Here is a 24,122-nt window from a genome sequence, read left to right as displayed (position 1 = left end):
CGCCGAGCGAACCGCAGGTGTCGTGCAGGGAAAGGGGACTGGTCACGGCGGCCGGGGGACCTCTCCCCCACCCGCCGTGACCAGGCCGTTCACCGCTTCCTTAATTGTTCATGGGAAACGGGGTCACCGCTTCGGCATGAGCGTGTTCCTCACTTCCGCACGGCCAGCCGCAGCGTCTGGATCTCGAAGGGGCGGAGGGTGACGAAGACGCCGTTCCCGTCCGTGTCCGCCGTCGACAGTGGGCGCTCCAGCAGGTCGGTGAACTCGGCACCGGCCAGCGGGAAACCCGTGCGCAGGGTGCCCTGCGCACGGCCGCCGCGGGACTCGTAGAGGCGTACGACGACATCGCCCGAGGCGTCGTCGGCGAGCTTGACGGCCTCGATGGTCACGCCCTCGCCGTCGACGGAGACGACCGGTTCGGGGGTGCCCGCCGAGTCCGCCACCCGCAGCGGCAGGTTGAGCGCGTAGCCCTCGGCGACCGCGTCCTCGATGGTGGCGCCCGGCAGCAGCGCGTAGGTGAAGTGGTGCCTGCCCTGGTCGGCCGCCGGGTCCGGGATGCGCGGGGCGCGGACCAGGCTGAGCCGGACCGTGGTCGTCGTGCCCCCGTCCTCGCGGACCGTGCGGGAGACGTCGTGGCCGTACGTGGAGTCGTTGATGACGGCGACGCCGTAGCCGGGTTCGCCGAGGTGGACCCAGCGGTGGCCGGAGACCTCGAAGCGGGCCGACTCCCAGGTGGTGTTGGTGTGCGTGGGCCGCTGGATGTGGCCGAACGCGATCTCGGCGGACGAGTGCGCCGCCCGGATGTCCACCGGGAAGCCCGCCTTGAGGAACTTCTCGGCCTCGTGCCAGTCGATGTCCGTCTCGAAGTCGATCCGGGGGCTGCCGGCGCGCAGGCTGATCGTCTGCGTGATGTGCGAACCGTTGCCGAAGGAGCGCTGGACGCGGATCGCCCCGAGCAGCGGGTCGTCCTCGACGACCGTCACGGAGTCGGTGTCCAGCAGGTCCGTGTAGCGGTTCTTGTAGTGCTTGTCGACGTCCCAGGCGTCCCAGTGGTTCGGGAGGTCCGTGTGGAGACGGAGCAGGTTGCCCTGGCCGGCCAGGACCTCCCGGCCGCCGGCGCGCAGATCGCGTACGGAGGACAGGGTGCCGTCCTCGGCGATCTCGACGCGGACCAGGCCGTTGTCGAGGACGCGGCCGGTGACGGACACGGGGCTCGGCGCCTCCGCGGCCCCGGAATCGGTGCCGGAATCGGTGCCGGTGCCGGTGCCGGTGCCCGTGCCCGTGCCCGTGCCGGTGCCGGTGCCGGTGCCCGTGCCGAGGGGCGCGCTGCCGTTCGCCGGGACCACCGTGTGGGCCAGGGAGCCGTCGGCGGTCCGTACGACCTCCCGGCGCTCGACCGGGCTGGTGTTGAAGACGCGGGCGCCACCGGTGCCGAGTGCGGTGACCGCCTCGGCGGTCAGTGCCTCGACCTCCTCGGCGACGCGCGCGTACTCGGCCTCCGCCTCGCGGTGCACCCAGGCGATGGAGGAGCCGGGCAGGATGTCGTGGAACTGGTGGAGCAGGACCGTCTTCCAGAGCCGGTCGAGCTTGTCGTGCGGGTAGGCGTAGCCGGGCGCGTGCAGCGCGGCCGTCGTCGCCCACAGCTCGGCCTCGCGGAGCTTGTGTTCGCTGCGGCGGTTGCCCTGCTTGGTGCGGGCCTGCGAGGTGTAGGTGGCCCGGTGCAGTTCCAGGTACAGCTCACCGACCCAGACGGGGGCGTCGGGGTACTCCGCACGGGCCTTGGCGAAGAAGTCGTCGGGGTGCTCCACGACGACCTTCGGCGAGCCCTCCAGGTCCGCGAGGCGCCGCGCCCGCTCCATGATCTCGCGGGTGGGGCCGCCGCCGCCGTCGCCCCAGCCGAAGGGGGCCAGCGAGCGTGTGCCGACACCCTTCTCCTGGTAGTTGCGGGTGGCGCGCGCCATCTCCTCACCGCTGAAGCGGGCGTTGTAGGTGTCGACGGGCGGGAAGTGCGTGAAGATCCGCGTGCCGTCGATGCCCTCCCACCAGAAAGTGTGGTGCGGGAACTTGTTGGTCTGGTTCCAGGAGATCTTCTGGGTGAGGAACCACTCGTTGCCGGCCAGCTTGGCGAGCTGCGGGTAGGACGCGGTGTAGCCGAAGGAGTCCGGCAGCCACACGCCTTTGGTCTCGACGCCGAAGTGCTCGATGAAGAACCGCTTGCCGTGGACGAACTGGCGGGCGACGGCCTCGCCGCCGGGCAGGTTGCCGTCGGCCTCGACCCACATGCCGCCGACCGGCGCCCACTGGCCCTTCTTGACGGACTCCTGGATGCGGGCCCAGACCTTCGGGTAGTTGTCCCGCACCCACTCGTACTGCTGGGCCTGCGAGCAGGCGAAGATGAAGTCCTCGTACTCGTCGGCGAGCGAGGTGACGTTCGAGAAGGTGCGGGAGGTCTTGCGCTTGGTCTCGCGGATCGGCCAGAGCCAGGCGGAGTCGATGTGCGCGTGGCCGACGCCGGAGACGATGTGGGCGCTGGCGTTGGCGGGCTTGGACAGCGCGGGCTTCAGCGCGGCCCGTACGTCGGCGGCCGAACCGGCGATGTCGTCGAGGTCCAGCAGGTCCAGGGCCCGGTCCAGGGCGTGGGTGATCTCGTGCCGGCGGGGGTCGTGCTCGCCCAGCTCCAGCATCAGCTCGCGCAGGACCTGGATGTCGAGGTCGAGGTGCCAGACCTCCTCGTCGAGGACGGCGATGTCGGCCCGCCGGAAGGTGTAGAGGGGCTTGTCGCCCGCCGTGCGGATGTCACCCATCGGCGTGGTCTTCGAGAAGTCGTCGGCGAGGATGTCCGGGTTGGAGGCCGCCTCCACCAGGTAGTCGATCTCCTCGCCGCCGACCGCGGGGTTGGCGATCGCCACGTACTGGTTGAGCGGGTTGACCGCCTTCAGCGGGGTGCCGTCCGTGAGGTGGACCAGGGCCTCGGCCTGGTTGCCGGGCCAGTCGCCGACGAACCCGAGGTCGATGACCGCCTCGACGCGCCTGCCCGCCCACTCGGCGGGCACCTGCCCGCGCATCCGGAACCAGGTCGTGCCCCAGGGCGGGCCCCACGGCGTGCCCATTTCAAAGGGCGCGTACGGGGCGGACGCGGCCTCCTCGAAGGGGACGGGCTCCCCCGGGGCCTGCCATGCCTCGATCTCGAAGGGCACGGCGGCGGCGTAGATCGCGGCCCTGATGCGCTGGTCGTGAAGGCGCTGGACGCGCTCCTCGATTCGCCGGCGTTCGTCGTGCATGAAAGTCTCCAGGTAACGAGCGGGGAAAGCGCTTACTTGAGGTAGGCGAGACCAGGATGGACCGCGATGTACCCGTCCACCAGGTCGCGTGCCACATTCACCGAGTCGACCAGCGGGTGCAGGGCGAAGGCCTTCACGGCCGTGGCGCGCGAACCCGACCCGGCGGCGGCCAGCACCTCCCGCTCCACGGCCTTCACCGCGCACACCAGACCGGTGGCGTGGTCGGGCAGCGGGGCCACGGCGACCGGGTGCGCGCCGTTGGCGTCGACCAGGCAGGGCACCTCGATGACGGCGTCCGCGTCGAGCGCCGCCAGGGTTCCCTGGTTGCGGACGTTGAGGATGAGCGTGGTCCGCTCGTCGCGGGCGATGGCCCGCATCAGGGCGAGGGCCACCTTCTCGTAACCGCCGGACAGGTCGTCGGCCTCGCGCTCGCCCGCGCCGGCGCTCTCCCGGTTCTCGGACATGTACGTGGCCTCGCGCTCGGCCCGCGTACGGTCCCAGGCGGTGAGGGCGGCACTGTCCGGGCGGCTCATCTCCTCGTAGAAGTGGGCCTGCTGGTCGCGCAGGAACGCGCCGCGGGTCTTCTCGGCCCGGCTGTAGGCGCGGACCGCCTCGCGGTTGAAGTAGTAGTAGTGCAGATACTCGTTCGGGATGGCGCCGAGCGACTGGAGCCACTCGGTGCCGAAGAGCTTGCCCTCCTCGAAGGAGCCGAGCAGATCGGTGTCGGCGAGCAGCCGCGGGAGTTCGTCGCGTCCGGCGACGTGCAGTCCGCGGACCCAGCCGAGGTGGTTGAGGCCGACGTAGTCGATCCAGGCCTCGCGCGGGTTGGCGCCCAGTACCCGGGCGATGCGGCGGCCGAGGCCGACCGGGGAGTCGCAGATGCCGATGACACGGTCGCCGAGGTGGCGGGACATGGCCTCGGTGACCAGTCCGGCCGGGTTGGTGAAGTTGATGAGCCAGGCGTCGGGTGCGAGCCGGGCCACCCGCCGGGCGATGTCGACGGCGACGGGCACCGTGCGCAGGCCGTAGGCGATACCGCCGGCGCCGACCGTCTCCTGGCCGAGGACGCCCTGGTCGAGCGCGACCCGTTCGTCGGCGGCGCGGCCTTCGAGGCCGCCGACCCGGATCGCGGAGAAGATGAAGTCGGCGCCGCGCAGTGCCTCGTCCAGATCCGTGGTGGCGGTCACGGCGGGTGCGTCCGGGTGGCCGGCCGCCTGCTCGGCGAGGACCCGGGCGACGGCGGAGAGCCGTCCCTGGTCGAGGTCGTGCAGGACGACGTCGGTGACGCGGCCCTCGCCGCGGTCTCCGAGGAGCGCCCCGTACACGAGCGGCACGCGGAATCCGCCGCCGCCCAGAATCGTCAGCTTCACGCAACTGCCCTTTCGCTGTTCCTCGGGGTCGTCGGCCCTGTCTCGGGGCCTCCGCGCGCGCCGGTCACGTGAGCACCACGCGTACGCCCGCCTCTTCCAGGGCGGCCCGCGTCCCGGCGTCCGCCGGCGCGTTGGTCACCACGACGTCCAGGTCCTCGGGTCCGCAGACCCTCGCCATTCCCGTCCCCGGGAACTTGGCGCGGTCGGCGAGCAGGACGACCCGGTCGGCCGCCTTGATCATGGCGCGCTTCACCGGCACCTCGACGACGGTCGTGTCCATCACCTGCCCTCCCGGCCTCACTCCGCTTGTTCCCAGGAACAGCCAGTCCGCATGCAGCTGGCGCAGGTTGTCCTCGGTGAGGAAGCCGACCAGTGAGCGGTACTCGCGGCGGACCATGCCGCCGAGCAGCACCAGTTCGATCGCCTCGTCGTCCACCAGCTCCTCGTAGACCACGAGGTTGCTGGTGATCACGGTGATCCGGCGGCCGTGCAGCTGCCGGGCCAGCCGGTAGGCGGTGGTGCCGATGTCGAGCAGTACGGACTGGCCGTCCTCCACGAGGGCCGCCGCACGTGCCGCTATGGCGTCCTTCTCGGCCACGCGCACCTCGGCGACCTCGGCGAAGGGCTGGTCGCCCTCCTCGGCGACCGCTCCGCCGTGCACCCGGGTGAGCAGGCCCTCCTCCTCCAGCTTGAGCAGGTCGCGCCGGACGGTGGCGGGGCTCACGCCGAGCTGCTCCGAGAGGTCGGTCACGGCCGCGGGGCCACCGGAGCGCAGGGCCCGCAGGATGAGTTGATGTCGTCGCTCTGCAAGCACGAGCTGAACAGTACTCGTCATTGCCAATCATTTCTATGCTCAGTTCTGCTCGACTCTTGCCAAATCGGCCGGAGACGCGCACGATCCTGTCCACCGAAACACGATCCGGTGCACCGAAAATGAAGAGTTTTGACGAGAGGATGCGCTCGTGGGTGAGACACGACCCGACGCGCGGCCCGATGTGCTGCTGACCGGGCTGCTCTTCTACGACCTCGTCCTGACCGGTCTGGGCAAGCCGCCGACCCCCGGCGAGGAGATCTGGACCGACGGGATGGGCACGAGCCCGGGCGGCATCGCCAACCTGGCCGTGGCCGCGGCCCGTTACGGCCTCAAGACCTCCCTGGCCACCGTGTTCGGCGACGACTACTACGGCGCGTACTGCCGTGAGATCCTCGCAGGACAGGAGCACATCGACCTCTCGCTCTCCCGTACGGCGGACGGCTGGCACACCCCGGTCACCGTCTCGATCGCGTACGGTCACGACCGGGCCCTGGTCACCCACGGCCAGGAGCCCCCGTACTCGCAGGACGTGCTGATGGGCCACCCGCCCGCCGCGCGTACGGCCCTCGTGCACATCGAGGCCGAACCCCGCGAGTGGATCGCCAAGGCGGCAGCGAACGGCACGAAGATCTACGCGGACGTCGGCTGGGACCCCACCCAGCAGTGGTCCTCGGACCTCCTCGACCAGCTCGCCCTGTGCCACGCCTTCGTCCCGAACGACACCGAGGCGATGGCGTACACCCGCACCGACACCGCGGCCGACGCGCTCTCCAGGCTCTCCGAGCTGGTGCCGGTGGCCGTGGTCACCCGCGGCCGGGACGGCGCGATCGCCGTCGACCAGACCACGGGTGAGCACGCCGACGTGCCCGCCCTCGCCACCGACGTCCTGGACGCGACGGGTGCCGGAGACGTCTTCGGCGCGAGTTTCGTCGCGGCCTCGCTGCAGGGCTGGCCCCTGGAGGAGCGGCTGCGCTTCGCGGTGCTGGCCGCCGGACTCTCCGTACAGCGGCACGGCGGGGCGCTGGCCGCGCCCGGCTGGTACGGGATCCACCAGTGGTGGCGCTCCCTCGACAACCCCGAACTGCGGTACGCGTACGGCTTCCTGGCCGACCGCGTGCCCGCCGATCCCGGCCCCCCGGTCCCCCACGCCCCGGTGACTCCACCCACCCCCACGGCACTCCCGATCTCCCCCGACGCATCTCCCGCGACGCATCCCTTCTGATGCCTCACCCGGGATGCCTCTCTCCTGCGGCGTCTCTCCCGAAGCGCTTCTCCTGATGCGAAGACCGAACACATGCGAAAGGCGGTGGGAGCTGTGCGGCTCTCACGAAGGGGCCTGCTCCGCGCGGGACTGGCCGGTACGGCCGCGACCGCGCTCGGCGGCCTGGCGTCCGGCTGCGCCGTACCGACCGGCTCGACGGGCCGGAACATGGTGCTGTGGTACTGGAGCGGCGGTCTGAGCGACACCGTCGTCAAGAAGGCCAAGGCGCGCTACGACAACGCTGTCGACCTGAACGCGATCCAGATCGGCGGCTACTACCGCTCCAAGCTCATCACCACGATGACCGGCCAGGCCCATGTCCCCGACATCGCGGGGCTCAAGGGCGAGGACATGGCGTCATACCTGCCGAACGCCGACCAGTTCGTGGACCTGCGCACGCTCGGCGCGGAGAAGCTCAAGAGCCAGTACCTGGACTGGAAGTGGGAGCAGGGGGTCGCCCCGGACGGCAGCCTCGTCGGGTTCCCCATCGACGTGGGGCCGGTCGTGCAGTTCTACCAGCCGGCCGTCTACGAGAAGGCCGGCCTCGCGCACGAACCGGAGGACGTCTCCAGGGAGATGGGTACCTGGGACCAGTTCTTCGCGGCCGGTGAGCAACTGAAGAAGCGGGTGCGCGGGGCGTTCATCCTGACCGACATCACCAGCGTCTTCGAGATGTCGATCGGCCAGGGCACCAAACGGTACGTCGACAAGGACAAGCACTTCATCGGCGACCAGGACCATGTGCGCATCTGCTGGGACCGGGCCGTCGAGGCCAAGCGGCGCGGGCTGGCGTCGAGCATCGTGACGGGTACGCCCGACTCCATCTCGGCCACCGAGAGCGGCGAGCTGCCCAGCCAGCTCAACGCCTCGTGGAACGCCGGCGACCTCAAACTGCAGTACCCGAGGACCAAGGGGAGATGGCGGGTCGCGAGCTGTCCCGGCGGCCCCTCCAACGTCGGCGGCTCGTTCCTGGCGATCACCAAGGCGTGCCGTGAACCCGAGAAGGCCTTCGAGATCATCACCTGGCTGCTCGGGGCCGACAACCAGGCCCAGGGCTTCATGGACGCGGGACTCTTCCCGTCGACCCCCGCCTCGTACGGGATGAAGAAGCTGCGCGAGCCCGATCCGTTCTTCGGCGGCCAGATCACGATGGACGTCTACGGACCGGCCGCGGAGAAGATCCCGGTCGCCTTCAACAGTCCGTACGACGTGGCGCTCGGGCAGCCGGTCAAGGACGAGATCAAGAACGTCGGTGTCCTCGGCAAGGACCCGGAACAGGCCTGGAAGGACGCCATGAGCAAGTGCCGGCGTATCGCCGATCACCTGGGGGTGAGCCACTGATGGCCACCGCCCCGCTGGTCGAGAAGCCTCCGGCGCCCGTCGCCGAACCGCCCTCCGCCCACCCCAGGAAGGGCATCCTGAGCTACTGGCGTTTGTACGCCGCGATCTCCCCCTTCTACCTCCTCTTCCTCGCCTTCGGTCTGATCCCGGTCGGCTTCTCGCTCTATCTGTCGTTCCACCGGTGGGACGGCCTCGGCTCGATGGAGTACGCGGGCCTCTCGCAGTACCGCTATCTCCTGAGCGACACCGACTTCTGGAGCTCGATCGGCAACACGCTGATCATCTGGGGGCTGGCCACCTTCCCCATGATCTTCCTGGCCATGGTGACGGCCGTGATGCTCAACTCGGCGGTCCGCTTCAAGAACGTCTACCGCTTCGCCTACTTCCTGCCCAACGTCACCTCGGTCGTCGCCGTCGCGATCATCTTCGGCTCGGTCTTCTCCACCAACTTCGGCCTGGTCAACGCCCTGTTGCAGGCCGTCGGCCTCGACCAGATCGCCTGGCTGAACACCCCGTGGGGCATCAAGGTCGCCATCGCCACCCTGATGACCTGGCAGTGGACCGGCTACAACGCGATCATCTTCCTCGCCGGACTCCAGACGATCCCCGGCGAACTGTACGAGGCGGCGCGCATGGACGGCGCCGGACCCGTGCAGACCTTCTTCCGGATCACGCTGCCGCTGATGCGGCCCGTGCTGCTGTTCGTGCTCGTCATCTCGACCGTCACCGGACTGCAGAGCTTCTCCGAACCCCAGGTGCTGCTGCAGTCCACGGCCAACGAGTCCACCTTCTCGGGCGGTCCCGACCACGCCGGCCGCACGATGGTCCTCTACTTCTTCCAGCAGACCTTCGACAACAACGACTTCGGTTACGGCGCCGCCGTGGCCTGGGGCATCTTCCTCGTCGTCGTCATCTTCTCGATCGTCAACTGGCGCCTGGTGCAGCGCCGGGGCGAAGACTAGGGAGGCACGTCACCATGGCAGTCACCACACAGACCGAGCCCGCCCCCACCGAGCCGCCCCGTGACGAACCCGCCAAGGGCACGCGCATCCGGGGCACCCAGCGCCGGGGCATCGCCCTGCACGTCTCCCTGATTTTCGGGGTGCTGCTCTCCGCGTTCCCGTTCTACTGGGCCGTGATCATGTCGACGCACACGTCGACCGAGATCTTCTCCTACCCGCCGAAGCTGCTGCCCGGCTCGCACTTCGGCGACAACCTCGGCAAGCTGTTCGACAGCATCGACTTCTTCGGGTCGATGTTCAACTCGCTGCTCGTCGCCGTCTCGGTGACGTTCCTCGTCCTCTTCTTCGACTCGCTGGCCGCGTTCGTCTTCGCGAAGTTCACGTTCCCGGGCCGCGGGGTGCTGTTCGCGATGATGATGGCGATCTTCATGGTGCCGGCGCAGCTCGCGGCCATCCCGCAGTTCGTGATCATGGCGAAGCTGGGCTGGATCGGCTCGATGACCTCGCTGATCGTGCCGGCCGCCGCGAACGCGTTCGGCATCTTCTGGATGCGGCAGTACATGAAGAGCGCGATCCACGACGAGCTGCTCGACGCCTCGAAGATCGACGGGGCGAGCTTCCTGCGCCAGTACTGGCACGTGGCCCTGCCCGTGGTCCGCCCCGGGCTCGCCTTCCTCGGCATCTTCACGTTCATGGGCCAGTGGAACGACTACGCCTGGCCGTTGATCGCCCTCACCAACCCGGACAACGTGACCCTCCAGGTCGCCCTGTCCCAGCTCAACGGGGTCCACGGCACCACGGACTACGGAATGGTCATGACGGGTGCGGTGCTGGCCCTGATCCCCCTGCTGATCGTCTTCGCGATCGGCGCCAAACAGATCATCGCCGACCTCGGCAAGGGAGCGATCCGCTGATGCGACGCGACCACCTGCTCGCCCTGCGGCCCTGGGAGTCACCGGAGACGACCTCCTGGCAGCGGCTGCCCATGAACGCGGTGGACCGGCGCTCCGGCGCGCTGTCCCTGGACGGCTCCTGGCACTTCCAGCTGCTGCCCTCGCCGACCGGCGCGTCGGGCCAGTGGACCCTCGCCGACGTGCCGGGCGTGTGGACCATGCAGAGCCCCGACGACCTGCCCCAGTACACCAACGTCCGGATGCCGTTCGGCGACTTCCCGCCGCACACGCCCGCCGCGAACCCGACCGGCGTCTACGAACGGTCCCTGGACATCCCCGCCGAGTGGGCGGGGCGCCGGATCGTCCTCCAGGTCGGCGCGGCCGAGAGCGTGCTCCTCGTCCATGTGAACGGCCGGCCGGTCGGCATCTCCAAGGACTCGCACCTGGCGGCCGAGTTCGACCTCTCCGACGTCGTACGCCCCGGGGACCCGGCGACCGTACGGTTCACCGTCGTCAAGTGGTCCGACGCCTCGCACATCGAGGACCAGGACCAGTGGTGGCACGCGGGCATCACGCGCTCGGTGCTGCTGTACGCCACCGATCCGCTGCACCTCGCGGACGTGACCGTGCGCGCTCGGCGGGACGGGCGGCTGCTGGTCGACTGCAAGGTGCGCGACACGGCGGGACAGCTCCCCGAGGGCTGGTACGTCACCGCGGCCCTGGACGGACAGCTCCTGGCCCAGGACACGGAGTTCGACCGCCTCAACGCCGAGGACATGCGGGTGTCCGACTTCTACGGCGAGGCACGGCTGCGGACCGTCGTCCGGGACGTCCGCCCCTGGACCGCCGAGACGCCCGAACTGTACGACCTGGCCGTGCGGCTGCACCGGGCCGACGGATCGATCGCCGACAGCTCGCACCACCGGGTCGGTTTCCGGGACGTCGAGATCGTCGGCCGGGACCTGCTGGTCAACGGCGAGCGCGTGTACATCCGGGGCGTGAACCGGCACGACTTCCACCCGCTGACCGGCCGCACGGTCACCGCGGACGACATGCGCGCCGACCTCGTCGTCCTCAAGCGGTTCGGCTTCAACGCGGTCCGCACCTCCCACTACCCGAACGACCCGACGCTGTACGACCTCGCCGACGAGCTGGGCCTGTACGTGGTGGACGAGGCGAACATCGAGTCGCACGACCACGCCCACGAGATCGCCGACGACCCCCGCTACCTGCCCGCGTTCGTGGACCGGGTCTCCCGCATGGTCCTGCGGGACAAGAACCACCCCTCGATCATCATCTGGTCGCTGGGCAACGAGTCCGACTACGGCGCCAACCACGACGCGGCGGCGGGCTGGGTACGGCGCCACGACCCGACCCGGCCGATCCAGTACGAGGGAGCGGCCAAGATCGACTGGGCGGACGAGAAGCTCGCCTCCGACATCGCCTGCCCCATGTACGCGCCGATCGAGGAGTGCGTCGCGCACGCCCTGTCGGGCAGGCAGACCAAGCCGCTCATCCAGTGCGAGTACTCGCACGCCATGGGCAACAGCAACGGCACGCTCGCCGACACCTGGGCCGCCATCGAGTCCACCCCGGGCCTTCAGGGCGGCTTCATCTGGGAGTTCTGGGACCACGGCATCCTGCAACGTGTGAACGACGGACGACCGGCCGGCCGAGGTGGCGTGGGCCTGTACGGCAACGGTGTCACCGCACCCGGCCACCGCTGGGCGTACGGCGGCGACTTCGACGAGGCGATCCACGACGGCGCCTTCATCGCCGACGGCGTGGTGTTCCCCGACCGCACCCCCAAGCCCGTGATGTACGAGCACCGGGAGATCGCGGGCCCGGTCAGGCTGACGTACGACGAGGGGGTGCTGCGGATCCACAACCGGCAGCACTTCCGGGGACTGGAGTGGCTGGCGGCCGAGTGGCTGCTCGTGGGCGCCGACGGTACGACGCGGCGCGCGTCGGCCTCTCTGCCGGAGGTACCGCCGGGCGGGTCGGCGGCGGTGCCGCCGCCCTTCCCGCTGCCCGAGCCCTCCGCCGGTGAGACCTGGCTGACCCTGCGGGTCACGACCGCGGACGACGAGGCATGGGCGCCGCTCGGCACCGAGGTGTGTGTGCCGCAGGTCCGGTTGAGCGCCGCGGTCGCCGACGCGACGCCGGAGCCCGCGGACGGCCCGGCCGTCACGCTGGACGGGGACGCGCTGCTGGTCCACCCGCTGCTGACGTCCGCGCCGCGGCTCGCCCTGTGGCGTGCGCCCACCGACAACGACGAGCTGGGCGGCATGGCGGCCCGCTGGCACGACTGGGGCCTCGACGCCCTCGTACGCAAGGTCGTGGACCTGCGCGAAGAGGGCTCGCGGGTCGTCGTGCTGAGCGAGTACGCGACCGGGGCCGGGCCCGTCCGCCACGAGCAGGTGTTCACCCCGGTCACCGGCGGCATCCGGGTCGAGGAGTCGGCCGAACTGCCGCCGGGACTGGACGACGTGGCCAGGGTCGGCACGGTCTTCGAGACGGTCCCCGGACTCGATGTCCTGGACTGGTACGGGCAGGGCCCCTGGGAGTCGTACCCGGACCGCAGTGCGGGCGCGCCCGTGGGACACCACTCGCTGGCGGTGGACGAGCTGTTCACCCCGTATCTGCGTCCGCAGGAGAGTGGTGGCCGGCACGGGATGCGGCGGTTCACGCTGTCGGCGCCGGACGCCACGGGGCTCGCGGTGGAGCTGGGTGCGCCGGGGCAGGTCTCCGTCAACCGGTACCGGGCCGAGGATCTGGCCGCCGCCGCGCACCACGACGAGTTGGTGCCGCGGCCGGGTTGCGTCGTGCACCTCGACGCGGCGCACCGGGGGCTCGGCACGGCTTCGTGCGGGCCGGACACCTCGGCCGGGTATCTCGTCGCGCCGGGGGCCCACCGGTGGGAGTGGACGCTGCGCGTGCTCTGACCGCTCAGCCCTACGCCCTTTGCGGACAGAAGATTGCGCCGTTCCCCGCGCCCCCAAAAAGATAAAAGACTGCGCTGTTCCCCGCGCCCCTACAAGCGAAAGACTGCGCCGTTCCCCGCGCCCCTAGAAAGTCCCGCGGGCCTGGAGGCGGCCAGGGTGTGGCTGGTCGGTCTGTGATCGGCGGGCGTACCGTGGGTGGGTGACCAGTGACGAGGTGCTGCGGCCCCAGTCCCTCATGTTGTCCTTTCTCGGCGACCAGGTGCTCGGCCGGGACGTCTGCGTGTACTCGGGCAGCGTCATCGACGTCTTCGGGCGCGCGGGTGTCGGCGAGCACGCGACCCGCTCCACCCTGACGCGCATGGTCGGCCGCGACCTGCTGCGGCGGCAGCGCGAGGGACGCCGGATGTACTTCGGGCTGACCGCGCGCTCGGAGGCCGTGTTGCGCGACGGCGAGCAGCGGATCTGGGAGGAGGGGGCCGTCAACCGCCGGTGGGACGGCACCTGGACCCTGCTCGGCTTCTCGCTGCCCGAGTCATGGCAACGCCAACGGCACGACCTACGGGCGCAGTTGACGTGGAACGGCTTCGGCCCGCTGTTCGGCGGACTGTGGATCGCACCGGGCGAGACCGATGTCTCCGGGCTCGTCGCCGAACTCGGCCTGTCCGCCCATGTGAAGATCTTCCGCGCCCACGCGGACGCCGGCATGGACATCGGCGCGATGATCGAGGAGACCTGGGAACTGGACGAACTCGCCACGCGCTACGAGGCGTTCGAACGCCGCTGGCAGCACTGGGAGACGGTCGAACCCGCGGCGGACCAGGCACTCGCGCTGCGACTGCGCCTGTCGACGGAGTGGCTGCAGGTCGTCCGCCGGGACCCGCGCCTGCCGGTCAAGCACCTCCCGGACAACTGGCCCGCCGACCAGGCCGAGAAGACGTTCCGCACGGTGTACACCCGCCTGACCCCCCTGGCCCAGCAGTCCGCGGACGACCTCCTGGATCTGGTCCCGGTGAGGCCGCCACATTAGGGGCGCGGGGAACTGCGCAGTCTTCTGCCTTCAGGGGCGCGAGGCTGTATCGATATGCGGCTCCGCCGCGTGGGCGCGACCCGCCACAACGGAACCGCACCGGGCAGCGCACCGAACACCCCCGCTCAGACATAGAAGCGGGACAAGCTCTGCAGCACCGCCGCCGGCTTGCCCACCCCTTCGATCTCGATCGTGCCGTCGACGGCGACCTGCACCCCGCCCGCCACGTCCTCGACACTCGCGAGCTTCGCGACGAGCCGTATCCGCGAACCCACCTTCACCGGCGAGGGGAACCGCACCTTGTTCAGCCCGTAGTTGACCTTGGTGGTCACGCCCCGGACGTCCAGCAGTTCGGTGAAGAGCGGGATGAACAGCGACAGGGTGAGATACCCGTGTGCGATGGGCGCCCCGAACGGCCCCCGCGCGGCCTTCTCCGCGTCGACGTGGATCCACTGGTGGTCACCCGTTGCATCGGCGAAGGTGTCGATCCGTTCCTGGGTCACCTCGGTCCACTCACTCGTGCCGAGGTCACCCCCGGCGAGCTTCCGAAGTTCGTCGACACCGTTCACTGTGATCGTCATATGGCTCTCCCTAGTGAGAATCGGTCCCGTACCGCTGGCGGACACGGGATTTGAGCAGCTTGCCGGAGGCCGTCCGCGGCAGTTCGTCCGCGAGCACCACCGACTTCGGGATCTTGTACCTGGCCAGGTGTCCGGTGAGGGAGGCGAGGACCTCTTCGGGGTCCAGCCCCACACCCTGGCGCGGTACGACGACCGCGCGCGGCACCTCGCCCCACCTCTTGTCGGGCACGCCGATGACCGCGCACTCGGCGATGCCGGGGTGGGCGAGGAGCCGGTCCTCGATCTCGGCGGGGTAGATGTTCTCGCCGCCCGAGATGATCATGTCCTTGATGCGGTCGACGACGGTCACATAGCCGTCCTCGTCGATCCGGGCGGCGTCCCCGCTGCGGAACCAGCCGTCGCTGAACACGGCCGCGGTCTCGTCGGGCAGCCCCCAGTAGCCGGGCATGACATGGGGCCCGCGGACGACGATCTCACCGGTCTCGCCGACGTCGGCCGGGGCCAGGTCGGGTCGTACGACGCGTACGTCGCTGAAGAAGTGCGGCACGCCCGCCGAGCCCGCCTTGGTCACCGCGTGTTCGGCGTCCAGGAAGAGCACGCCGGGCGAGGCCTCGGTCATGCCGTAGCCCTGCAGGAAGGTGAGGCCCCGCTCCTGGTAGGCGGCGATGAGCGGGGTCGGTACGGGTGAGCCGCCGCAGCTGAGCATCCGCAGCGAGGACAGGTCGGCGTCGGCCCAGCGCGGCTGGCGGGCGACCTGCTCGAACATGGTGGGCACACCGAACATGAAGGTGATCCGGTGCCGTTCGATCAGGTCGAGGGTGGTCGCCGGGTCGAACGCCTCGACCAGGACGCAGGTACCGCCCTTGAGGAGGACGGGGAGCGTCAGCATGTTGAGGCCCGCCGTGTGGAACAACGGGGCGCTGACGAGTGCGCGTTCGTCCGCGATCAGGTCCTGGTCGACGAGGACGTTGACGGCGTTCCACGTCAGGTTGCCGTGGGTGAGCATCGCACCCTTGGGGCGGCCCGTCGTACCCGAGGTGTACATGATGACGCAGACGTCGTCGGCGGTGACGGGTTCGTCGATGGCCTCCACGGAGGCCGAGGCGAGCAACTGGTCGTAGTCCGGGCCCACTTCGACGTACGTACGGACATCGCAGGTGCCCGGAAGCCCGGCGACCAGCCCCTCGAACGCCGGCCCGTGGACGAGGGCCTTCGCGCCGGAGTCCTGGAGCTGGTAGGCGATCTCGAGGCCGGCGAGGCGGGTGTTGAGCGGGACGAAGACCGCGCCGAGCGTGCCGGCCGCGAACAGCGTCTCCAGGTAGGAGGGGTGGTTCGGGCCGAGGTAGGCGATCCGGTCGCCGCGGCGCACGCCGCGGGCGCGCAGGACGTGGGCGAGGCGGGTGGTGCGCTCGTACAGGCCGCCGTACGTGAGTGTCGTGCCGTGGTGGACCAGGGCGGTGCGGTGGGGGGTCTTGCGGGCCCGGCGGGCGGGCCACGACCCCAGTCCCTCGTTGCGCATGCCATACCCCTTACGGCTCGGTGTGTCCGGTCATGGCTTGGTGAGGCCGAGCAGCCGGGCCGCGTTCTCCTTGAGGATCTTCGGCCTGACCTCGTCCTTGACGGGCAGCTTCGCGAAGTCGGCGAGCCAGCGGTCCGGAGTGAGGACGGGGTAGTCGGAGCCGAACAGCACCTTGTCCTTGAGCAGGGTGTTCGCGTACTGCACGAGCTGCGGCGGGAAGTACTTCGGCGACCAGCCGGAGAGGTCGATGTGGACGCCCGGCTTGTGGGTGGCGACCGCGAGGGCCTCGTCCTGCCAGGGGAAGGACGGATGCGCCAGGATGATCCTCATGTGCGGGAAGTCCGCCGCCACGTCGTCGACGTGCAGCGGGTTGGAGTACTTGAGGCGGATGCCTCCCCCGCCGGGCACACCCGCGCCGATCCCGGTCTGTCCCGTGTGGAAGAGGGCGATGGCGCCGGTCTCCTCGATGACCTCGTACAACGCGTAGGCCACGGCACGGTCGTTGGGGAAGAAGCCCTGGATGCTGGGGTGGAACTTGAAGCCCTTCACCCCGTACTCCTCGACCAGCCGGCGGGCCCGTTTCACTCCCGCCTTCCCGCGGAAGGGGTCGAGGGAGGCGAAGGGGATCAGCACGTCCGGATGGGCGGCGGCGGCCTCGGCGACCTCCTCGTTCGGGACGGGTTCGGTGCCGGTCGCGGACTCGGCGTCGACCGTGAAGATCACGGCGGCCATCCTCCGCTCCCGGTAGTAGGCGGCCGTCTCCTCCAGGGTCGGCTTCCGCTTGCCCTCGACCTTGAAGTAGGCGCTGGAGGCCGCGTGCAGGTCGTCGTCGAGCGAGGACGTGCCCTTGGAGGAGACCTCGGCGTGGGTGTGGACGTCGATGGCGACCAGGTCGTCGACGTTCATCGGGAGGGTCATGACGCCTCCGGAGCCTTGGGCGCGGGGATGCCGACCGTCTGCGGTTCGGCACCGACCGAGGTGTGCCAGACGTCGGCGAGTGCCTCGGGAGTCCAGCCGCCGTCGGCGTACGCGGCCCTGATCTCCTGGGGGTGGGACCACAGGACCACCTTGTCGCCGCCGATACCGATGGCCTGGCCGGTCACTGCGCGGGCGGCCCCGGAGGCCAGGAACGGGACGAGGGCCGCGCAGTCCTCGGGGGTGCCGAAGCCCTCGCCCCTGCGCAGGAAGTCCGGCAGCGGTTCGCCCTGTTTCATGGCCTCGACGTAGGGGGCGAAGGCCGGGATGGTCTCGGTCATCGCGGTCGCGGCCACCGGCACGATCGCGTTGACGGTGATGCCCGCACGGCCCAGCTCCATCGACCAGGTACGGGCCATGGCGGCGATGCCGGCCTTGGCGGCGGAGTAGTTGGTCTGGCCGAAGTTGCCGCGCTGCCCGGCGGGCGAGCCGACGAGGATCAGCGTGCCGCCCTCGCCCTGCTCCCGCATGCGTACGGCGGCGGCGCGGGCGCAGGTGAAGGTGCCCTTGAGATGTGTGGTGATCACCGCGTCGAAGTCGTCGTCGGTCATCTTCCACAGGACCTTGTCGCGCAGGATGCCCGCGTTGGTGACCAGGATGTCGAGGCGGCCGAACTCCTCGACCGCGCGGCCCACCAGGCGGTCCGCGGCCTCGGCGGTGCCGACCGCGACCACCTCGGCCACGGCGGTGCCACCCGAGCCGGTGATCGCCTCGACGGCCCGCTCGGCGGCGGCCTCGTCCACGTCGTTGACGACCACGGAGGCGCCGGCGGCGGCGAGGGCGTGCGCGTAGGCCAGGCCGAGGCCACGGCCGGAGCCGGTGACCACGGCGACCTTGCCGGTGAGATCGATGCTGGACACGAGGGGTCCCTTCAGGGCGATGGGTCATGGGGTGACGGGTGATGGAGGTGACGAGATCGAAGCTAAGGACAATAATTGTTGACGTCAATAGTTGTTGCCGTCCGATCGGTGCGCCATGCTGGTGTTGTACGGACGCACCACCGACCCCTCGTGGGACCACGACCAGGGAGCCCGCCATCGCCCGCCAGCCGCATGTCACCGACCCCGCCGCGGGTCCCGCGCCCATCGACGCCCAGGAACCGTGGATGCGCGGACTGCACGCAGACACCGGCTACCTGCTGTACCGGATGGGCCTGCGCTCGGGGCAGATGTTCAACACGTTCCTCCAGGAGTCGGGGCTACGGCTGCGGCACTACGCGCTGCTGCGCTTCCTGGCCACCTCCGAGGGCGCGCTCCAGCGGGAGCTGAGCTCGCGGCTCGGTTACGACCCGAGCGCGATCGTCGGCCTGGTCGACGACCTGGAGAAGCTCGGGTTCGCCGAACGCCGCCCCTCCCCCGACGACCGCCGCAGCCGAACCGTCGTACTCACCGGGGACGGGCGCGCCTTTCTGCGCGACACCGACGAGGCGGGGCTGCGTGTGACGGACGGCCTGCTCGGGCCCCTCGACCCCGCCGAGCGGGAGATCCTGCACACGCTGCTGCGACGCATCGCCGAGACCGAGCTCGACTCCGGCGCGTAGAGCGGCGCGGACCATGACCTCCCTGTCCGCACCCGACCGCCTGCTGGCCGTGCTCGCCGCCTTCGACCACGACCACCCGGCGCTCTCCCTCACGGACATCAGCCGACGGGCCGGACTCTCCCTCACCACCGCGCACCGGCTCGTGGGCGCGCTCAGCGACTGGGGCGCCCTGGAACGCGACGCGGACGGGATCTACCACGTGGGTCTGCGGCTGTGGGAGCTCGCGGCGCTCTCCCCGCGCGGGCTCGCCCTGCGGCAGATCGCTCTGCCGTATCTGGAGGACCTCTACGAAGCCACGCACGAGAACGTGCAGTTGGCCGTCCGCGACGGCTCCGAGGTCGTCTACATCGAGTGGATCTCCGGCCGTTCGGCGGTGGGTGTGAAGATCCAGGTGGGCGCGCGCTGGCCGCTGCACGCGACCGGTGTGGGACTCGCGCTGCTCGCCCACTGCGAACCGGCGTTCCAGGAGGCGTACTGCGGCGGACCGCTCGCCGGCTTCACCCCGCACACCCTCACGGACCCGACCGCCCTGCGCCGCGTACTCGCCGAAGTCCGGCGCTCCGGCGTCGCGGTGAGTGTCCGTCAGATCACTGAGGACGCTCTGTCGGTGGCCGCTCCGGTGCGCGGTCCGGGCGGTTCGGTGACAGCGGCGGTGTCGGTCGTGGTGCCCGAACGAGGCGCGCAGACACCGGCGTTGATACCAGCGGTACGGCTCGCCGCGCGCGGGATCTCCCGGGCACTGGGGTGGCAGCCGGAGCCGTCGAGCGGATGAGGGCCGGCCAACGGGGACAGAGGCCGCCCGATATCCCTCTCACCGGCGAGGACACGGCTCGGCTCCGCGCCGATACCGGCACGGCCCCTTTCCCGAGGAGCCGCCCATGCCTGCCTCGTCCGCCTCACCCGCCTTGTCCGCCTCACCCGCCTGGTCCGCCTCGCCCTGGATCACCCCTGCCGTCGGCCGCCCGCGCACGGCCGACCCGTACGTCGTCGACACCGCGCTCGCCGTACTCGCGCTGTCCGCGATGCGCGAGACATGGCTGCGCACGGGGACGCGCAGGAGGCCGTCGTCACCGGTCCGTGCCGCTCCGGCCGGGTCGTGAGCTGCGCGGCGCTGCTGCTCCCGGCCGTCTTCGGCGCCTTCATGACGGGCGGCTCCGCCCCTGTCCTGCGGATCGGTCTCGGCCTGGCGCTCGCGGTACTGATCGACGCGACGCCGGTACGGATGCTGCTCGCCCCGGCGACCATGGCGCTACTGGGCCGGCGAGCGTGGTGGGGCGCCCGCACGGCCCGAACTCACCGAGCAGCACCGAGGCGTCGGGGACCGCACCTGCACCCGCACCTGCCTCGCGCAGGTGTCGGGCCCCGTTCTGCGGCTACTGGTAGGCAATGGGAAACACACTCGTCGGCACGTGTTCGTGGACGGATGCGAAGCTGGTGGCCGGCGGCTGGTACCCGCCGGGCCGGCGGGACGCGGAAGGCAGGCTGCGGTACTACGCCGAGCGCTTTCCCGTCGTGGAGGTCGACTCCACGTACTACGGCCTGCCGAGCGAGCGCAACAGCCTCCTGTGGGCCGAACGGACGCCGGACGGTTTCCTCTTCGACGTGAAGGCCTTCTCCCTCTTCACCGGCCACCCCACCCGGAGCGCCGCCCTGCCCCCCGATCTGCGGTCTCTGCACAGCGGGCGGCCGGGCGATCCGGGGCTGGGTGATCCGGGCTTGCTGGACGAGTTGTGGCGGCGGTTCACCACGGCGCTCGAACCGCTGCGGCGGACCGGACGGCTGGGCACCCTGCTGTTCCAGTTCCCTCCGTGGTTCGGGCCGGACGACCGGGCCGAGGCCGTCCTTCGGGGGTGGTCGCGGCGGGCCGCCGGATGGCCGCTCGCCGTGGAGTTCCGGCATCCGGACTGGTGGCGGCCCGACCTGCGGCAGGCGTCCGCGGATCTGCTCACGCGGCTGGGCATGAGCACCGTCAGCGTGGACATGGCCCAGTCCGTCGCCGACGCCGTCCCCCCGGTCGACGTGGTCACCTCGCCCCGGCGGGCGGTGGTCCGCTTCCACGGGCGCAGTGCGTCCTGGGGGTCCGGGAGCAAGGAGGACCGTTTCCGGCACGCCTACACGACCGACGAGCTGGCGGCCTGGCTGCCTCGGCTGCGTTCGATGGCCGAGCGTGCCGAGGAGCTGCACGTGCTCTTCAACAACTGCTGCGGTGATGCCGCCGTACGCGCCGCGGAGACGATGAGCGGCCTGCTCGCCGCACCGGCCGCGTCCCGGGCCACCGGCTGACCCGGCACGGCCCCGGCCACCTCGGGGACGGGCCTTAGCCCACCGCGCTCTCACAGGAATCTCAGCCGGGACCCCACCCCTTCACAGAACAAACCCATACAAGAGGAGCAGGCTGCACACACCAGTGGTCACAGCAGGAAGGCATCTCGTGGGCGTCTCGCACATATCCGGCGGACCGGAGAAATGGTCCCGGCGGGGCATTCTCGCCGTGCTCGGGGCCGTACCGGCCGCCGTGCTCACGGGCTGCGGCTCCCCGGCGAGCGCCTCGGACGCCCTCAGCGCCACCCCCGCGGCCTCCACGGACTCCACGGACTCCACGGACTCCACGACGAAGGCACCCACCCTCACCCTCAGCCCCGCCGACGGCAGCCAGAACGCCGACTTCACCAGCCCGGTCCAGGTCACCACGTCCTTCGGCGCCCTCTCCCGAGTGAGCGTCACAGCCGACGACGGCTCCACCCTCGCCGGATCCTTCGACGACTCCCGTACGACGTGGACCTCCGCGCGGAATCCGTACTCCGGCACCACGTACACGGTCACGGCCACGGCCACGGCCACGGCCACGGCGCAGGGGGCCATCGAGGAGACCCTCTCCTTCACCACCAGGACGGCCGCGGACACCTTCGTCGGACGGTTCACTCCCGAGGCGGGGTCCACCTGCGGCGTCGGCATGCCGGTGTCCGTGAACTTCACGCACGCCGTGACGGACCGCGCCGCCGTCGAGAAGGCGATCACGGTGACCGCTGACCCGCAGGTCGAGGTGGTGGGCCACTGGTTCAGCGACACCCGGCTCGACTTCCGGCCCGAGGAGTACTGGGCGGCGGGCACGAAGATCACCCTCACCCTGCGGCTGAGGGACGTCGAGGGCGCGGCCGGTGTCTACGGCACCCAGTCCAAGGACGTCACCTTCCACATCGGCCGCGCGCAGATCAGTACGGTCGACCTGGCGACGAGGACGATGACGGTACGGCGGGACGGGCGCACCCTCGCCACGTATCCCGTGTCGGGCGGTGACGCCGAGCACACCACCTGGTCCGGGATCATGGTGATCAGCGAGCGGTTCAAGAAGACCCGTATGGAGTCGTCCACGGTCGGCCTCGGCGACGAGTACGACATCGACGACGTGCCGCACGCGCAGCGCCTGACCACGTCGGGCACGTTCATCCACGGCAACTACTGGGCGTCGTCGTCGATCTTCGGCGCCGGCAACACCACGCACGGCTGCATCGGCCTGCGCGACGCCAAGGGCGGGGGCGACACCTCCGAGCCCGGCTACGCGTTCTACAAGAGCTCCATGCTCGGAGACGTGGTCGCGGTGAAGAACTCGGGCGAGGACACGGTGGATCCGGCGAACGGCCTCAACGGGTGGAACATGTCCTGGAGCGACTGGCAGGCGGGAAGCGCTTTCTGACGTCCCGTCCGATCCGTCCCCGCTCCCGTCATCTCCTTCACGGTGTGAACTCCCGGGCCCTCTGAAGGCTTTCTCTGCTTTACCTCTTGACGACCGGAGTGCCGAAGAGCACATTGGCCGCGCAGCTGTGATGAGAGCGCTCTCAAAGCTCTCTGAACCATCCGCGCACCCCCACTCCGTACCGAAGAGGCACCCATGAGGGAAACTTCCGGCACACCTGCAAGACCCGGACGAATACGGCGCTCGGTCATCGCGCTGGTCGGCGTGCTGAGCCTGGCCGCGGCCGGGGCATCGGCGGCGCGGGCGGACGCGCCCACGCCGCCCAGTGGCTGGACCCAGGTCTTCGTCGACGACTTCAACGGCACCGCGGGCACCGGCGTCAACACCTCGAACTGGCAGTACGCGACCGGCCACGGCTATCCGGGCGGGCCCTCCAACTGGGGCACGGGCGAGATCGAGAACATGACGTCCAGCACCGACAACGTGGCGCTGGACGGCGCCGGGAACCTCCGGATCACCCCGCGGCGCGACGCCTCGGGCAACTGGACCTCGGGCCGCATCGAGACCAACCGCACCGACTTCCAGCCGCCCGCCGGGGGCAAGCTGCGCGTCCAGTCCCGGATCCAGATGCCGAACGTGACGGGCACGGCCGCCCGCGGGTACTGGCCGGCGTTCTGGATGCTGGGCGCGCCCTACCGCGGCAACTACCAGAACTGGCCGAGCGTCGGCGAGCTGGACATCATGGAGAACGTCCAGGGCCTCAACACCGTGTGGTCCACGATGCACTGCGGCACCAACCCGGGCGGCCCGTGCAACGAGACGACCGGCATCGGCGGCTCCATCGCCTGTCCCGGCACGACCTGTCAGGCGGGCTTCCACACGTACGGCCTGGAGTGGGACCGCTCGACGAGCGTGGAGGAGATCCGCTTCTACGTCGACGGCGTCAACTACCACACCGTACGGGCCAACCAGGTCGACGCGACGACCTGGGCGAACGCCACCAACCACGGCTACTTCATCATTCTGAACGTGGCGATGGGCGGCGGCTTCGTGGACGCCTTCGGCGGTGGCCCGGACGGTGCCACGGTGCCGGGCAACCCGATGGTCGTGGACTATGTCCAGGTGCTCACCTCGGGTGGTGGCACCACGCCTCCCCCGACCGGCAACCGCGACGCGTACAGCGCGATCCAGGCCGAGTCGTTCGACAGCCAGGGCGGCACGATCACCGAGACCACCACCGACTCGGGCGGCGGGCAGAACATCGGCGCCCTCGCCAACGGCGACTGGGTGCAGTACAAGGGCGTCAACTTCGGCACCACGGCGGCCAAGCAGTTCACCGCCCGGGTCGCGAGCGGCGCCGGGAACTCCGTCAGCGGTCTCGTCGAAGTGCGCCTCGACAGCCGTACGAGCACGCCCATCGGCAGTTTCGCGCTGGCAAGCACCGGTGGCTGGCAGAGCTGGCGGACCGTGCCGGCGAACATCAGCAACGTCACCGGAACGCATGACGTCTATCTGACCTTCACGAGCGGCCAGCCGGCGGACTTCGTGAACGTGAACTGGTTCAACTTCGGTCACTGAGGCCTGAGTAGTCGCGACAGCCAGATGCCTATGGAGGGGCGGCCGGTCCGGTCGGGACACTGTTGGAAAGGCTCCGCGCGTCCCGCCACCGTCAGGGGTTCTCATGGCCGAGGCGGTGAACATGTGTTGCAGCGCGGTCTTGGAGTGTCCACGGCAGCGGGTTGGCCGCCCCTATGGCGGCATTCCCGGCAAGGCCGCCTTACCACCCTCAGTAAGCGACACAGATTCTCCGTAACCAAGTAAGGAATATCCCCAGTGAACTTTCTCAAGAACAGTCCTGCGCATTTTTACGGCAAAACCCTATCGGCCCTTCTGGAGCCCTCGCGCTACGGCCAGTAGAC

At 70.2% G+C, this 24,122-nt stretch carries 19 protein-coding genes; 12 read left to right on the top strand and 7 right to left on the bottom strand.

Annotation, left to right across the window (positions count from 1 at the left end):
- Window positions 1-149 precede the first annotated feature (149 nt).
- The 3 genes from ACIOKD_RS17960 to ACIOKD_RS17950 all read right to left on the bottom strand — a co-directional run bounded on the left by ACIOKD_RS17960 (window position 150) and on the right by ACIOKD_RS17950 (window position 5,465).
- Entirely contained in the window at window positions 150-3,281 is a 3,132-nt protein-coding gene (locus tag ACIOKD_RS17960; protein ID WP_402084542.1) for an alpha-mannosidase, read from the bottom strand.
- Window positions 3,282-3,313: 32 nt separating this feature from the next.
- Window positions 3,314-4,651: a 6-phospho-beta-glucosidase gene (locus tag ACIOKD_RS17955; protein WP_402084540.1), complete on the bottom strand. Its 1,338-nt coding sequence runs from the start codon at window positions 4,649-4,651 to the stop codon at window positions 3,314-3,316.
- A gap of 64 nt (window positions 4,652-4,715) precedes the next feature.
- Window positions 4,716-5,465, bottom strand: a complete 750-nt coding sequence (locus tag ACIOKD_RS17950) for a DeoR/GlpR family DNA-binding transcription regulator (protein ID WP_398292816.1) — start codon at window positions 5,463-5,465, stop codon at window positions 4,716-4,718.
- Between the two features lie 148 nt (window positions 5,466-5,613).
- On the opposite strand from ACIOKD_RS17950, the gene ACIOKD_RS17945 reads away from it, so the two are divergent.
- The 6 genes from ACIOKD_RS17945 (at window position 5,614) to ACIOKD_RS17920 (ending at window position 13,894) form a co-directional block, all read left to right on the top strand.
- The gene (locus ACIOKD_RS17945; protein WP_402084536.1) at window positions 5,614-6,687 is read left to right on the top strand and encodes a carbohydrate kinase family protein; all 1,074 of its coding nucleotides are present in this window, start codon (window positions 5,614-5,616) and stop codon (window positions 6,685-6,687) included.
- A 93-nt stretch (window positions 6,688-6,780) separates the two neighbouring features.
- On the top strand, window positions 6,781-8,067 hold the full coding sequence (locus tag ACIOKD_RS17940; protein WP_402084533.1) for an extracellular solute-binding protein: 1,287 nt from the start codon (window positions 6,781-6,783) through the stop codon (window positions 8,065-8,067).
- Window positions 8,067-9,029: a carbohydrate ABC transporter permease gene (locus ACIOKD_RS17935; RefSeq protein WP_402084531.1), complete on the top strand. Its 963-nt coding sequence runs from the start codon at window positions 8,067-8,069 to the stop codon at window positions 9,027-9,029. Before ACIOKD_RS17940 ends, ACIOKD_RS17935 begins: the two co-directional genes overlap by 1 nt.
- Window positions 9,030-9,043: 14 nt before the next feature.
- Entirely contained in the window at window positions 9,044-9,943 is a 900-nt protein-coding gene (locus ACIOKD_RS17930) for a carbohydrate ABC transporter permease (protein ID WP_402084527.1), read from the top strand.
- A complete protein-coding gene (locus ACIOKD_RS17925; protein ID WP_402084524.1) occupies window positions 9,943-12,867 on the top strand; it encodes a glycoside hydrolase family 2 TIM barrel-domain containing protein in 2,925 nt (974 codons plus the stop codon). The genes ACIOKD_RS17930 and ACIOKD_RS17925 overlap by 1 nt, the downstream gene beginning before the upstream one ends.
- 199 nt (window positions 12,868-13,066) lie before the next feature.
- Window positions 13,067-13,894: a PaaX family transcriptional regulator C-terminal domain-containing protein gene (locus ACIOKD_RS17920; protein WP_402084521.1), complete on the top strand. Its 828-nt coding sequence runs from the start codon at window positions 13,067-13,069 to the stop codon at window positions 13,892-13,894.
- 125 nt (window positions 13,895-14,019) lie between these two features.
- Here the strand turns inward: ACIOKD_RS17920 and ACIOKD_RS17915 are convergent, their stop codons facing one another.
- From ACIOKD_RS17915 to ACIOKD_RS17900, 4 genes are read right to left on the bottom strand one after another with little or no spacing between them, the layout of a single operon-like run.
- Window positions 14,020-14,475, bottom strand: a complete 456-nt coding sequence (locus tag ACIOKD_RS17915) for a MaoC family dehydratase (protein ID WP_402084518.1) — start codon at window positions 14,473-14,475, stop codon at window positions 14,020-14,022.
- A gap of 10 nt (window positions 14,476-14,485) precedes the next feature.
- Entirely contained in the window at window positions 14,486-15,994 is a 1,509-nt protein-coding gene (gene menE, locus ACIOKD_RS17910; protein ID WP_402084516.1) for an o-succinylbenzoate--CoA ligase, read from the bottom strand.
- Window positions 15,995-16,024: 30 nt separating this feature from the next.
- Window positions 16,025-16,900: an amidohydrolase family protein gene (locus ACIOKD_RS17905; protein ID WP_402085015.1), complete on the bottom strand. Its 876-nt coding sequence runs from the start codon at window positions 16,898-16,900 to the stop codon at window positions 16,025-16,027.
- A gap of 8 nt (window positions 16,901-16,908) precedes the next feature.
- Window positions 16,909-17,829, bottom strand: coding sequence for an SDR family oxidoreductase (locus tag ACIOKD_RS17900; RefSeq protein ID WP_402084514.1), 921 nt, complete (start codon window positions 17,827-17,829; stop codon window positions 16,909-16,911).
- A gap of 245 nt (window positions 17,830-18,074) precedes the next feature.
- Here ACIOKD_RS17900 and ACIOKD_RS17895 point away from each other — a divergent pair, with 245 nt between their 5' ends.
- From ACIOKD_RS17895 to ACIOKD_RS17870, 6 genes are all read left to right on the top strand, one after another.
- Window positions 18,075-18,509: a MarR family winged helix-turn-helix transcriptional regulator gene (locus ACIOKD_RS17895; protein WP_402084512.1), complete on the top strand. Its 435-nt coding sequence runs from the start codon at window positions 18,075-18,077 to the stop codon at window positions 18,507-18,509.
- A 13-nt stretch (window positions 18,510-18,522) separates the two neighbouring features.
- Window positions 18,523-19,281, top strand: coding sequence for an IclR family transcriptional regulator (locus ACIOKD_RS17890; RefSeq protein WP_402084510.1), 759 nt, complete (start codon window positions 18,523-18,525; stop codon window positions 19,279-19,281).
- A gap of 106 nt (window positions 19,282-19,387) precedes the next feature.
- Window positions 19,388-19,609 carry a hypothetical protein gene (locus ACIOKD_RS17885; RefSeq protein WP_402084508.1) on the top strand — a complete coding sequence of 74 codons (222 nt, stop codon included), beginning with the start codon at window positions 19,388-19,390 and terminating at the stop codon, window positions 19,607-19,609.
- A gap of 286 nt (window positions 19,610-19,895) precedes the next feature.
- Window positions 19,896-20,792: a DUF72 domain-containing protein gene (locus ACIOKD_RS17880; RefSeq protein WP_402084506.1), complete on the top strand. Its 897-nt coding sequence runs from the start codon at window positions 19,896-19,898 to the stop codon at window positions 20,790-20,792.
- A 148-nt stretch (window positions 20,793-20,940) separates the two neighbouring features.
- Window positions 20,941-22,203 (top strand): Ig-like domain-containing protein, encoded by a 1,263-nt coding sequence (locus ACIOKD_RS17875; protein WP_402084504.1) that lies wholly within the window; start codon window positions 20,941-20,943, stop codon window positions 22,201-22,203.
- Between the two features lie 195 nt (window positions 22,204-22,398).
- A complete protein-coding gene (locus tag ACIOKD_RS17870; RefSeq protein WP_402084502.1) occupies window positions 22,399-23,781 on the top strand; it encodes a glycoside hydrolase family 16 protein in 1,383 nt (460 codons plus the stop codon).
- The last annotated feature ends 341 nt before the right edge of the window (window positions 23,782-24,122 follow it).

It is taken from the genome of Streptomyces sp. NPDC087844 (assembly GCF_044742785.1).
Classification (GTDB): domain Bacteria; phylum Actinomycetota; class Actinomycetes; order Streptomycetales; family Streptomycetaceae; genus Streptomyces.
Note: the sequence above shows the minus strand (reverse complement) of the source record. Positions and strands in the feature narration are given on the sequence as shown.

What these genes read in the sequence shown, in the direction of transcription:
- ACIOKD_RS17960 (WP_402084542.1), bottom strand. Translation starts at nt 3,281, where the DNA reads ATGCACGACGAACGCCGGCGAATCGAGGAGCGCGTCCAGCGCCTTCAC.
- ACIOKD_RS17935 (WP_402084531.1), top strand. Translation starts at nt 8,067, where the DNA reads ATGGCCACCGCCCCGCTGGTCGAGAAGCCTCCGGCGCCCGTCGCCGAA.
- ACIOKD_RS17930 (WP_402084527.1), top strand. Translation starts at nt 9,044, where the DNA reads ATGGCAGTCACCACACAGACCGAGCCCGCCCCCACCGAGCCGCCCCGT.
- ACIOKD_RS17925 (WP_402084524.1), top strand. Translation starts at nt 9,943, where the DNA reads ATGCGACGCGACCACCTGCTCGCCCTGCGGCCCTGGGAGTCACCGGAG.
- ACIOKD_RS17915 (WP_402084518.1), bottom strand. Translation starts at nt 14,475, where the DNA reads ATGACGATCACAGTGAACGGTGTCGACGAACTTCGGAAGCTCGCCGGG.
- menE (WP_402084516.1), bottom strand. Translation starts at nt 15,994, where the DNA reads ATGCGCAACGAGGGACTGGGGTCGTGGCCCGCCCGCCGGGCCCGCAAG.
- ACIOKD_RS17905 (WP_402085015.1), bottom strand. Translation starts at nt 16,900, where the DNA reads ATGAACGTCGACGACCTGGTCGCCATCGACGTCCACACCCACGCCGAG.
- ACIOKD_RS17895 (WP_402084512.1), top strand. Translation starts at nt 18,075, where the DNA reads ATGCGCGGACTGCACGCAGACACCGGCTACCTGCTGTACCGGATGGGC.
- ACIOKD_RS17890 (WP_402084510.1), top strand. Translation starts at nt 18,523, where the DNA reads ATGACCTCCCTGTCCGCACCCGACCGCCTGCTGGCCGTGCTCGCCGCC.
- ACIOKD_RS17885 (WP_402084508.1), top strand. Translation starts at nt 19,388, where the DNA reads ATGCCTGCCTCGTCCGCCTCACCCGCCTTGTCCGCCTCACCCGCCTGG.
- ACIOKD_RS17880 (WP_402084506.1), top strand. Translation starts at nt 19,896, where the DNA reads ATGGGAAACACACTCGTCGGCACGTGTTCGTGGACGGATGCGAAGCTG.
- ACIOKD_RS17870 (WP_402084502.1), top strand. Translation starts at nt 22,399, where the DNA reads ATGAGGGAAACTTCCGGCACACCTGCAAGACCCGGACGAATACGGCGC.